Source organism: Lactobacillus sp. (assembly GCF_051893255.1).
Classification (GTDB): Bacteria; Bacillota; Bacilli; order Lactobacillales; family Lactobacillaceae; genus Lactobacillus.
On record NZ_JBJFHB010000003.1, the window covers coordinates 1 to 10,868 of the forward strand.

12 protein-coding genes and 1 pseudogene are annotated in these 10,868 nt (G+C 50.2%); 1 reads left to right on the forward strand and 12 read right to left on the reverse strand.

Annotation, left to right across the window (positions count from 1 at the left end; all coding sequences use genetic code 11):
- The 6 genes from ACI4WN_RS00115 to ACI4WN_RS00140 form a co-directional block, all read right to left on the reverse strand.
- The coding region (locus tag ACI4WN_RS00115) for a hypothetical protein (RefSeq protein WP_439776448.1) at positions 1-431 on the reverse strand (431 nt) is incomplete at its 3' end.
- A gap of 369 nt (positions 432-800) precedes the next feature.
- Positions 801-1,760, reverse strand: a complete 960-nt coding sequence (locus tag ACI4WN_RS00120) for an FAD:protein FMN transferase (protein WP_439776449.1) — start codon at positions 1,758-1,760, stop codon at positions 801-803.
- Positions 1,761-1,772: 12 nt separating this feature from the next.
- Positions 1,773-2,555: a tyrosine-protein phosphatase gene (locus tag ACI4WN_RS00125; protein ID WP_439776450.1), complete on the reverse strand. Its 783-nt coding sequence runs from the start codon at positions 2,553-2,555 to the stop codon at positions 1,773-1,775.
- An 85-nt stretch (positions 2,556-2,640) separates the two neighbouring features.
- A complete protein-coding gene (locus ACI4WN_RS00130) occupies positions 2,641-3,189 on the reverse strand; it encodes an NADPH-dependent FMN reductase (protein WP_439776451.1) in 549 nt (182 codons plus the stop codon).
- A gap of 11 nt (positions 3,190-3,200) precedes the next feature.
- Entirely contained in the window at positions 3,201-3,740 is a 540-nt protein-coding gene (locus ACI4WN_RS00135) for an NADPH-dependent FMN reductase (RefSeq protein ID WP_439776452.1), read from the reverse strand.
- Between the two features lie 100 nt (positions 3,741-3,840).
- Positions 3,841-4,395 (reverse strand): TetR/AcrR family transcriptional regulator, encoded by a 555-nt coding sequence (locus ACI4WN_RS00140; RefSeq protein WP_439776453.1) that lies wholly within the window; start codon positions 4,393-4,395, stop codon positions 3,841-3,843.
- Positions 4,396-4,659: 264 nt separating this feature from the next.
- Here ACI4WN_RS00140 and ACI4WN_RS00145 point away from each other — a divergent pair, with 264 nt between their 5' ends.
- On the forward strand, positions 4,660-6,069 hold the full coding sequence (locus ACI4WN_RS00145; protein WP_439776454.1) for a C69 family dipeptidase: 1,410 nt from the start codon (positions 4,660-4,662) through the stop codon (positions 6,067-6,069).
- 71 nt (positions 6,070-6,140) lie between these two features.
- Here the strand turns inward: ACI4WN_RS00145 and ACI4WN_RS00150 are convergent, their stop codons facing one another.
- The 6 genes and pseudogenes from ACI4WN_RS00150 to ACI4WN_RS00175 all read right to left on the reverse strand — a co-directional run.
- Positions 6,141-6,650: a PTS sugar transporter subunit IIA gene (locus tag ACI4WN_RS00150; protein WP_439776455.1), complete on the reverse strand. Its 510-nt coding sequence runs from the start codon at positions 6,648-6,650 to the stop codon at positions 6,141-6,143.
- 96 nt (positions 6,651-6,746) lie between these two features.
- On the reverse strand, positions 6,747-7,781 hold the full coding sequence (locus ACI4WN_RS00155) for a hypothetical protein (protein WP_439776456.1): 1,035 nt from the start codon (positions 7,779-7,781) through the stop codon (positions 6,747-6,749).
- 160 nt (positions 7,782-7,941) lie between these two features.
- Complete coding sequence (locus tag ACI4WN_RS00160) at positions 7,942-8,616, reverse strand: ABC transporter ATP-binding protein (protein ID WP_439776457.1); 675 nt, start codon at positions 8,614-8,616, stop codon at positions 7,942-7,944.
- A 3-nt stretch (positions 8,617-8,619) separates the two neighbouring features.
- Positions 8,620-9,678 carry an ABC transporter permease gene (locus ACI4WN_RS00165; protein ID WP_439776458.1) on the reverse strand — a complete coding sequence of 353 codons (1,059 nt, stop codon included), beginning with the start codon at positions 9,676-9,678 and terminating at the stop codon, positions 8,620-8,622.
- Positions 9,679-9,694: 16 nt separating this feature from the next.
- Positions 9,695-10,201, reverse strand: a complete 507-nt coding sequence (locus ACI4WN_RS00170; protein WP_439776459.1) for a TetR/AcrR family transcriptional regulator — start codon at positions 10,199-10,201, stop codon at positions 9,695-9,697.
- 434 nt (positions 10,202-10,635) lie between these two features.
- Positions 10,636-10,868: pseudogene (locus ACI4WN_RS00175) on the reverse strand (hypothetical protein); the annotation flags it as partial.

Consider the following 10,868-nt stretch of genomic DNA (forward strand, 5'->3'; position numbering starts at 1 on the left):
CAAATCATCACTTCGGCTGACATCATTTTGGGCAAATCATCACCTCGGCTGACATTGTTTTGCGCAGCCGTCCCCCAATCTATGTCAACCAAATTGATTTTTTCTAAAATTCGCCCCCGATCTATGTCAACCAATCTGATTTTTTCTAAAATTCGCCCCCGTTTTATATCAACCCACCTGATTTTTTCTAAAAATTGCCCCCGAAGTATGTCAACCGGACCACTTTTTCCTAAAATCTGCCCCCGTTTTATATCAACCGACCTGATTTTTTCTAAAAATTGCCCCCGTTTTATATCAACCGACCCAATTTTTTCTAAAAATTGCCCCCAATCTATGTCAACCCAAACCGGTTGAGTTAACTCGGGGGCAATTTCAGCACTGGTTGACATACTTTGGGGGCAAAAACACAAGATTCCAGCACCGGTTGACATACTTTGGGGGCGAAAAATCGAAATTCCGACGCTGGTTGACATACTTCGGGGGCAAAAAAGCAACTTTCCAGCGCTGGTTGACATACTTTGGGGGCAAAAATACGAAATTCCAGCGCCGGTTGACATACTTCGGGGGCAAAAAAGCAACTTTTCAGCGCTGGTTGACATACTTTGGGGCAAAAAATCGAAATTTCAGCGCCGGTTGATATACTTCGGGGGCAAAAAAGCGAAATTTCAGCGCTGGTTGACATACTTCGGGGGCATCCCGCCACCTCAGACCACCGCCCCCACACGCAGCGCACCCTGCCACACACACCAAAAACAAAAGAGGCGCAGCCCCCAAGGGGGCCGCGCCTCGTACCTAACACGCTAATAATCTAATCCAACCTTCTCGACGCGCTCGTCGTTGTATACGTAAACCGCGCCAAGCCGCTTCTTGTTGACCCAGCGGTCGATCGGCTTACCGGCAAAGAAGCAGCGCTTGCACTCAATCTCCGCATCAACTGAGTTCTTGGTAAAGGTCGTCACGCCCGCTACCGACGTTTCCACCGGGTAGCCGGTCCGCGGGTCGATCAAGTGGTGGTACTTGTGCCCATCCACTTCCAAGAAGCGTTCGTAAGTCCCGCTCGTCACCACGGAGCATTCCGGCACCATCACCGCCGTGATGTTTTCGCCCCGCACCTTGATCGGATCCTGGACGCCGACGGTCCACATCCCGTTAGCCCGCTTAGGACAAGGGTTGACGAACAAAACGTTGCCGCCCAGGTTGATGATCCCGGCTTCGACGCCGTAGGCCCGCCACAAGTCGCGCAGGCGGTCCGCCGTCCAGCCCTTGGCGATCCCGCCCAGGTCCAGCTCCATGCCTTCTTTTCTTAAAAAGACGGTATGGTCATCGTCGTTTAAGTCCACCTGCCAAGGGTCGATCAGCTCCATTTTTTCCTGGATCTCGCTATCGCTTGGCACGTGCGCCCCCTTAAAGCCGATGGACCAGAGCTTGACGACCGGGCCGATCAAGGCGTTGAAGCCAAAATTCTCCCGGCTGGTCTGGACCGCCAGCTTGATCAGGCCGTAAACGGCGCTGGACACCTGCACTGGTTCCTTGCCGGCCGCGTCGTTGACCCGAGTGACTTCGGACAAGCCGTACTTGGGGTCGTCAGGCTTGCGGTTAACCGTCAAGATGTCTTCAAAGTGGTCGATCAGGTCGCAGCTTTTTTGCAAAATGCCCTCAGGGTCTTCGCGGGCCCCGAAGATCTGCAGGCTGATGTGGGTCCCCATCGCTTCGTGGGTCGCCGTCACCTGATCGGTTGAAATGTATTTAATAATTCCCATAGCTAAATTCCCTTATTTTTCCAGATACTTTTCCTGCAACTTGTGCCGCAAGTCTGGCGTGACGCCGATTTCTTCAGCCAAAAAGCGTTCCATACCGCCATAATTTTGCTCAATCGCCACCAAGGCGCTGTCCAGGTACTCGTTGTTGACCGTGCCCAGAGACCGCAAGTTAGCCCGCTGAATCAGGCTTTCGCCATTGGCGCGCGCCTCTTCGTCCCGCTTTTTCCGGTAATCGTTTAAGGCCGGGCCAGACGCCAAGTAGTCCTGCCGGATGGTCTCATCGTCCACGCCCAGCAGGTAGAGCAAGAGCACCGCCGTCATCCCCGTCCGGTCCTTGCCTTCTGAGCAGTGAAAAATCGTTCCGCCCTCGGTTTCGGCCAAAAAGGTCAGGATCCGGTGAAAAGCCTTCTGCGAATGCTCCGCCGTCACCATCCGCTGGTAGGTGCCCAGCATGTGCTTAAAGCCGGCCAAAGGATCCGCCTTATAGAGCTCAGCCAGTTCCCTTAAGCTGGCCCCCGCCTTGGTCCGGTCGCGGCTAGAGACCGGGATGTGGAGGTCCTTGATTCCGGCAATTTCTACGTCTGGCCGGTTCAAGCATTCAGTGGGAGACCGCAGGTCGATGATGGTCTTTACCCCATAGCGCTGCAAAAAAGCCGCATCTTCAGGCGTAATGCAGGAAACCGTCCCGGTCCGCAGGAGCAGGCCGTCTTTGATCTTGCGGCTGTCCGCGCCGACATAGCCGCCCAGATCGCGGGGATTGCGCACTGATTTTAAGGGTAAAAACTTCGCGTCCATCTGTCTCTTCCTTCAGCTTTTAATCGTTGTCATTTTTATAAAAAAATAAGGCGGAATAGTCAAGTCATCCGCCTTATCTTCAGCTTTACTTGTGAGCTTGCTTTACAAAGTCAAAGAAGTTGTTCATCACCTTGTCCAATTGGGCCAAGGAAGCTGCGTCGACTAATTCGCCGCTTTCTTTGTTGAAGGTGGTGTAAGCCCGGCCAATCAACAATTCGTTGCCTGGCAAAACGTTAGCCGTCATGTCTGGAGAAAGCAAGATTTCGCGGGCATCTTCTTGGGCTCTAGAAGCACCTTGACCGCCAAGGGAAACCCCAACGACGCAAGTTGGCTTCATAGCCATTACGTTGGCGCCGGCGTGGCTGCCCAGCCATTCCAAGGCACTCTTCAAAGCTGCTGGAATTGCGTGGTCGTATTCAGGAGTGGAAACGATCACCCCGTCAGCGGCCGCAATCTTGTCTCTAAAGGCAGCTACGCGTTCGTCAGCTTGCCCTTCCTTGTAAAAAGCTGGCAAGTCAGCGATTTCCAGCACTTCGATGTCAGCTTGATCAGCGTACTTTTTGGCAATAAATTGGCACAAAAAGCGGTTAAAAGAAAAGTCAGCGTTCGTTCCTACAAGAGCTACTAATTTCATGTTCATTCCCCCTACTTCGTTACTTGTGCGTACCAAGCATCAACTTCGTCAAAGAAGTGGTCCAAGAACTTAACCGTGCCTTCGACCTTCAAGTCGCCGTTTTCGTCAAAATCGCTTGGAGCGCCGCCCATCATGAATTCATCATCGTTGAACACGATTGGGTGCAAGCCTGGGGAGGCCAGGATCGTCTTTAACTTGGTTTGAGACCGCGCTGCCCCTTGCGCCAGTGGTGAAGTAGATACGATTACGACTGGCTTGCCGTTGAAGGGGTGGGTGTTGGTTGACAGCCATTCCAAGGCGCTCTTCAAGGCGCTGGAAACTGAGTGCTGCTGTTCAGGGCTGGCGATCAAAACCAGGTCAGCTGCTTCAACTTGGTCGTTGAGCTTGGCAACTGGCTCTGGGTCTTCTTCGCCTTCCTTGAACATTGGCAAGCCCTTCACGCTTGCGTATTCAAAGTCATACTTACTTGCAAAGTGCTTTGCAATATACTTTAACAACATACCATTGTAGGATTTATCGGCATTAGAACCATTAAGAGCTAAAACCTTCATAAAAACCACCTTTCAAAAATTACATTACTACCCTTATTATACCGGATTCATAAAGGATTGAGCATGGTTTTTGTGAAAAAATTACAAACAATGACAAGGCTTACTTACCCTCAGGCATCACGGTCCGCAATTGCCGGTCGATCACCTCAACAAACTGGTCTGAATCGTAGTCAATCAAGCCATCGACCAGCATGACCGCTAGGCCGTTGGTGATGATCCAGTTGAGGGCAATCACCTTGGCCTCCTCTTCTTTAGTGAAGGGCTGGTCAAACTGCTCGTGCAGCTTGTCTTTGACCGAATCGATCAGGGTATTCCGGATCAGGTCATCGCCAAATTCCCCGTTAACGAAAATCGTGGAAAAAAGACTCCGGTGCTCATGGGCGAACTTCAAATAAGCCAGGTCCACATCGTAAAGGGGCTTGCCAATGAAGGTCTTTTGCAGGATCTGGCTGCGCAGATCGTTAAGGACCCTTTCCAGAACTTCTTTTCTGAGGCCCTTCATATTTTTAAATTCCAGGTAAATCGGCTGCGTGGAAAAGTGGCCGATCTCGGCAATGCTCCTTGCCGTTAGGTTTTCAATGCCTTCTTTTAAGGCGATTTTATAGGCAATATCTAAAATTTTCTCTCTGTCAATTTCTTTTTTTCTAGCCATCACTGCGCTAACCACCTTACAATCTCTAGACTTTTATACAAATACATTCCTAAATATAAGAGTAAATTTATTCACCAACATTACCCGATAATAATAATTTGAAGCAGTGAAGGCTATAAAAAACCCTTATCATCCTACCTACTATCTTAACACAAACCTGCGCCGCAAACAGGTTTTTAGCCAAAAACTTCTACTATCTTATTGATTCCAGATTGGCGGGAAATAAGGTAGAATCAACTTATGAATATAGATTTAGGAGATAGAGAAATGACAACACTTGGACGATCATCTTGTACTTCAATCTTAATCGGGAAAAAGGCCACCATTGACGGCAGCGTGATTATCGGCAGAAATGAAGACTCCCGCACCGCCTGGCCCAAGCACCTGGCCTTCCACCAAAGAGTAGAAACAGAAGGCAATGTCTTTAAATCTCACGGCAACAAGTTCAGCCTGGACTTGCCAAAGACCGCCTACGCTTATTCTTCTACGCCGGAATGGACCAAGAAGTACGGCGTTTTTGAAGAAGACGGGATCAACGAATACCGCGTGGCCATGAGCGCAACCGAAAGTGCCTACGCTAACGAGCGGATCTTGGCCATCGATCCTTTTGAAACGGAAACCGGGATCCTGGAAGAAGCCATGGTTACGGTCGTTTTACCTTACGTGAAGACGGCCCAAGAAGGGGTTAAGCTTTTAGGCAAAATCGTTGAGGAAAAAGGGGCCGCTGAAGCCAACGGTATCCTGTTTGGCGATGAAGACGAAGCCTGGTACATGGAAATCGGGTCTGGCCACCACTGGGTCGCTCGCCGCATCCCTGACGACTCTTACACGGTCGTCGCTAACCAATTGTCCATCCAGGAAATCGACTTTAATGACTCAGCCAACTTCCTCTATTCTCAAGGCCTTGAAGCCTTCGTTTACGACCACCGCCTCTGGCCAAAAGACGCGCCTTTTATCTGGCGGGACATTTTTGGCACGAGAAGCGAAAGCGACCTCCACTACAACACCCCGCGGGTCTGGTACGGGCAAAAGCTGCTGACCCCATCCGTTGACCAGGAGCCGCAATCCTTTGACCTGCCATTTTTGCAAAAAGCAGATCGGCCGCTCACGGTGCAAGACGCGCAAACCGTCTTGGCCAGCCACTACTCTGACACCGACTACGACCTAACCAACCCAAAGAACGCTGGGCAGGCTACTTTCCGGCCAATCGGCGTGGCCACGACACAAGAATCCCACCTCTTGCAGGTTTGCGGCGAAGACCTCTACCACTGGCTGGCCATGGGGGTTACGGCCCAAAGCGTCTACATCCCCTTCTTCCCGCAAGGCAGCAAGACGCCTTATATGTGGGGCAACGGCAAGGTTGACTACAGCCCAAACTCCGCCTACTGGATTTTCAAGCTGGCCGGCGTCCTAGTCGACCGGGACTGGAACAAGTACGGTAAAGACCTGAGCACGACTCAAACTGAAGCCAAGGAAAAGGTCACCCGCCTGCGCTATGAATACGATCAAAAGCTGCACGGCTTGACCGATCCAGCTGAAATCACAGCCCTGGCTGACGAAGCCAATGCCAAAATGGCTAAGACGGTAACCGACATCTACAACAAGCTGATCAGCACCTTGATCACCAAGCAGACTGGTGATTCCCCGCTCAGCTTCCAGATGGATCCTAACTTGTAAAAAAGATTTTTACCAATACAAAAAGTCCAAAGCGGCTCGTGCCGCTTTGGACTTTTCTATTTATCTCTAATTTAATTATTGTAGCTGATCGTCTGAACCGCCCCTTTGGCATTGATCTGCCTGAAGAAAGTCGGAGAAGACAGCCCCTTCAAAATAAAGTCGTTGGTGTAGGTCACGACCACCGTGTCATCATAGCCCAGTTTTTCGAGCAAGTGCCGGTTCATGGTCGCCAGGAGCTGCCCTCTTTTCACCTCTTGCCCGGACTCAACCAAGATATCGCAGCCGCTCCCGGCCAGTTCGATCGTGTTCAGGCCCAGGTGGATCAAGAGGTCCAGCCCTTCCTTGGTCCGGATGCCGATCTCGTGGTTGGTCGGGAAAATTGAGGTAACCACCCCGTCTAGCGGTGCGTAGATCAAGTCGCTCTCAGGCTTGACCGCAAAGCCCTCGCCTAAGCCCCTGCTGGCAAAAATCTCATCTTGAACGTCTTCTAGAGGAAAAAGTTTTCCCGCAACCGGAGCTAGAACCCTGGTTAGTTTCGGTCTTTTTGCTAAAAAATCAATCAATCTCGTAATTCTAATCATCTGTGTCGTCCTTAGTTGTAAGCCCTCCTTCGTAATGTAAGCGCCATCACTAAGGACTATTTTACCATTGCTATGGTAAAAATACAAAAATATTTGCTAGGACTTATTATTTATGGTGCTTTCAAAGGTCAATTCGCCGTCAAAAGCTTCTAAGTAATCAACGTCAGTCAAGTTAACTTGGCTCGCAAAAGTATCATACTTATGAGATGGGTATTGCGCTAAAGTTAGCGCATCTCCTTCTTTATCTTTCAAAAGGCCGAAGTTAGGCTCATCCCAAGCATCTTTAGCGAAAGACACAACTTGTCCTGTAGCTAAGCGCCAAAAATCAGCTACTTGCGTAATTTGCTTAGCCTTATCACAAATTTCGAAAGGATCAGCTAAGCTTTTTTCCAGCAGCTGCCGGTGACAGCGGGTGATATCTTGGAGGTAGGCTGATTGATCAACCACTTCATCAATAGCCTTCTTGTTAACTAGCATCAAGGAGTCGTCGCGTCCGACTTCGTCAATGGTCAAATATAGGCTGTAATTGTCATCTTCACACAAAAGTTGACCAACCGCAAAGGAATCATCCGCTTTGAAATGAACTTCGTGGAAACCATCGGCTACTTGACTGTTAGCTTCTTTCAGCTTCGGATCATCCATGATCCATTCGCCAGAAAAGGCAGCTAAACGCCGAATCTGGCTAAATTTGACCTCCCCAGTAAAGTTCTGATATTTGACAGTTGGATAGGCTGTAAAGCTAAACTTCCCGTCAGAAATTTCTTTAAGGTAGCCCCATTGTTGATAGTCGTTGCCTACCAGGCCGAAATATACGACCTGGCCTGGCAGCATTGATAAGAAGCTTTCAACTGCTTGGTCTGGCTTAAGTTGTCTAACTTTCGCGCTTAAATCAAACGGATCAGCCAAGCCCTTTTGGTTCAGCAGTTCCCGGCGGCGCGAGACCTCAGTCAAATATTCTGACTGATCAACCAGTTGCTTAACTTCTGATTTTCTGATCAGCAGCAACGAATCATTCCGGCCCAATTCATCCAGGGTCAGATATAGATGAAAGTCGCCTTCTTCAAAGAGCAACTGTCCTACTTCAAAGCTTCCATTTGCTGCACCTGTGTAAATTTCTGATATTTTTTCCATCCCGATCAGCTCCATTTATCACTACAACTATTTATTTTTCAATTCTAGTCAAAATTATACCCCTTTTTCTTTTGACTATTTTCAAGAATTCAAATTCGGTCGATTTTCTGCGGATTTGGTCAAAAAAGGCCCCGCGCCTTGCGCGGAGCCTTCAGATTACTTATTTTCTTTGCGTCAGCTGCCCATCCATCATATCGTAGATGTGGTCAGCGTATTTTTCCAGTCGAGGGTCATGGGTGACCAGGATAATCGCCTTTTGCCGGTCCTTGGCAAGCTTTTTAAAAAGCTGACCAACTTCTTCCACCCGGGCGCTGTCCAGCGATGCTGTTGGCTCATCGGCCAGCAGGATTTCCGGGTTAGCGTACATGGCACGGGCAATCGCTGCTCGCTGCTTTTGCCCACCGGACAGTTCGCCAGGGTACTTGGTGACTAGCCCGCTGATGCCCAGGTCTTCTAGCAATCCTTTCAGATCTGCTTGACTGAGATTGCCGGACTTTTTCACCCGGTCCAAAAGCTGGAACTGCTCCTGCACCGTCAAATACGGCACCAGGTTGTAGGCCTGGAGGACAAAGCCCAATTTGTTCAGGCGCAGGCGGCTGCGGTCTTTTTCCTTTAACTGGGTAATGTCTTGCCCGTCGATCTTGACCGTACCGCTGGTCGCCGACTGCAGCGCCCCGATAATGGTGAGCAGAGTACTCTTCCCCGCCCCACTTGGCCCCATCAAAAGGACCACTTCGCCTAAGTTGGCTTCAAAGTTCACGCCCTTTAAGGCCACGGTTGCGGCGTCGCCTTTGCCGTAGACTTTTTTCACGTCTTTAATTTCAACTGCTGTCATCGTTTAGCCCCCAATCGCTGCTACTGGATCAATCTTCAGGATCGTCTTGACCGGAATCAGCCCGCCAATCAAGGCCATGGCCAGCATCCCGCCGATCGCCGCGGCAAAAATCTGTCCGGTAAAGGCCATTGGTGCTGATGCCGGCATAGCTGCTGCCGTGCCCCAGATGGCCAAGAGGGCAATGGCTAAGCCGGCAACCGTTAAGAGCAGACTCTGGCTGATCGTGGCCCAAACCAGGGTCTTGGCCGGCACCCCTTGCGCTCTTAAGACCGCGTAGTTCGGGAGCTTTTGGATGGTCAAGATGTATAAAAAGACACCGACGATCATCAGCGAAATGATGAACATGAAGGAAATCATCAGTTCAAAGGTCAAGTTCTGGGCCGAGTAGCCCGGCAACTTTTGGATAAATTGCTTGATGCCGTAAGACTTGTAATTTTTGCCCTTAACGCTGCGGCTGCGCTTGGAGATGACGCCGGAAGCGGCGATAGTTGGCATGGCGTTCTTCAGCTTTTTCCAATTAGCCAAGGAGCCGTAAATGATCGGCTCGATGTTGATCTTGGCATCTTGGACAAAGCCGACAATCTGGTACTTGTGATTTGACCCATTCAAGGTCACCTGGTCGCCCAGCTTGTAGCCCTTGTTCTTCAGGCTTTCGTCAGCGGTTACCTCGTACTTGCCCGTTGCCTTGCGGCCAGAAACCAGCTTTTGCTCCTTGTAGGCAAATTCGCTCTTGCGCACCCCCATGTACTGGGCATTGATGCCGGTTTTGCCCTTCTTTTTAAGCACGACCTGGATTTCGCCAACCACGGCATCCTGGTCGGTTAGGTCGATTTTTTTCAGGTCATCCTTGGTCAGGATGGAGCTGTTCATGGACAGGTTGGCGTTCTTGTTTAAAACGACGCTCTTGGCCTGCCAGTTTTCCAGTGCCACCGTGTTTTCCCGGGCCAGGCCGTAAGCCAGACCCCAGGTGGCCAAGATCATGTAGGAGATCAAAAAGATCATGAATACGATCAAGCCGTAGCGCATTTTTTCATGCTTGATTTCTTTAATTGCTAAAAACATTTTGCTTATTCCTTCTTTACTTGTTGTGCTTGAGGACGGCCTCGAGGGCAACTTTTTCTGCATCAAGATAGATCTGGCTGTTGTCCGGGTCGAGCATGGACTCGCGGATAGCGGCGTGGGAGATGACCATGGCGGCCAGGGCCCGCGGCGGAAGATTTTTTCTAGGCTGGTGTTGAGGTAAAAAGGCCTCGTTGTAGATGTAGTGGAGGCGGATCAGATCATAGTAGCGGCCGTTTTGGGCCTTGGTGATAAAGTCCTTGGTCGTCTGGTAAATGTCAGCGGCGGTGCTGGCGTGGCCCACGCCGGTATGCAGGTCCTGCATGGCCTGGCTGAACAGGCACTGGTAGGCATCGGTCAGGTCGTCGAAATATTTGTAAAAAGAGCCGCGGCTGATGCCGGCGTCTTGGACGATCCGCGCCACTTGGGCGTCAGCCAAGGGATGGGCGCTGAACTCCTTGAGCAGGGCCGCGATAACGGCGGCCTTTTTGTCCGCGTTTAGATTGGTGAACGTTGCTTTAACCATGCGGGTTCCTCCTTTGGGTGGTGTGTTGATCTGTTGCGTTGGTTCGTGGTAGTTTACGGTGACACTGTGTCACTATTATAGGCACAGCGGTGACACCGTGTCAACTTTTTTATTGGGTGGGGCTTGCCCCCCGTTCTATGTCAACCGGATTAATTTTGGGACGAAATCGCCCCCATTTTATGTCAACCGGACTGATTTTGGACTAAATTTGCCCCCATTCTATATCAACCGGATTGATTTTTGATAAAAATTGCCCCCAAAGTATGTCAACCAACTCTGATTTTGGCCAAAATCGCCCCCGTTTTATGTCAACCGGACTAATTTTGGGACAAAATCGCCCCCATTCTATATCAACCGGATTGATTTTTGACAAAAATTGCCCCCATTCTATGTCAACCGGACTAATTTTGAACTAAATTTGCCCCCAAAGTATGTCAACCGAGTCTGGTTGAGTCAATCCGGGGGCAAAATTTCCAAAAAAGCAGACCGGTTGAGTCAACTTGGGGGCAAAAATCCAGAAAAAGCAGACCGGTTGAGTCAACTTGGGGGCAAAAATCCAGAAAAAGTTGGCCGGTTGAGTCATTTCGGGGGCAAAAACCCAGGAAAAGTTGGCCGGTTGAGTCAACTTGGGGGCGAAATTCCAGAATAAGCAGACCGGTTGACACAA

Bases quoted from the DNA above. Each gene is read 5' to 3' on its own strand.
- ACI4WN_RS00120 (WP_439776449.1), bottom strand. From the start codon at position 1,760: ATGGGAATTATTAAATACATTTCAACCGATCAGGTGACGGCGACCCAC.
- ACI4WN_RS00125 (WP_439776450.1), bottom strand. From the start codon at position 2,555: ATGGACGCGAAGTTTTTACCCTTAAAATCAGTGCGCAATCCCCGCGAT.
- ACI4WN_RS00130 (WP_439776451.1), bottom strand. From the start codon at position 3,189: ATGAAATTAGTAGCTCTTGTAGGAACGAACGCTGACTTTTCTTTTAAC.
- ACI4WN_RS00135 (WP_439776452.1), bottom strand. From the start codon at position 3,740: ATGAAGGTTTTAGCTCTTAATGGTTCTAATGCCGATAAATCCTACAAT.
- ACI4WN_RS00145 (WP_439776454.1), top strand. From the start codon at position 4,660: ATGACAACACTTGGACGATCATCTTGTACTTCAATCTTAATCGGGAAA.
- ACI4WN_RS00150 (WP_439776455.1), bottom strand. From the start codon at position 6,650: ATGATTAGAATTACGAGATTGATTGATTTTTTAGCAAAAAGACCGAAA.
- ACI4WN_RS00155 (WP_439776456.1), bottom strand. From the start codon at position 7,781: ATGGAAAAAATATCAGAAATTTACACAGGTGCAGCAAATGGAAGCTTT.
- ACI4WN_RS00160 (WP_439776457.1), bottom strand. From the start codon at position 8,616: ATGACAGCAGTTGAAATTAAAGACGTGAAAAAAGTCTACGGCAAAGGC.
- ACI4WN_RS00165 (WP_439776458.1), bottom strand. From the start codon at position 9,678: ATGTTTTTAGCAATTAAAGAAATCAAGCATGAAAAAATGCGCTACGGC.
- ACI4WN_RS00170 (WP_439776459.1), bottom strand. From the start codon at position 10,201: ATGGTTAAAGCAACGTTCACCAATCTAAACGCGGACAAAAAGGCCGCC.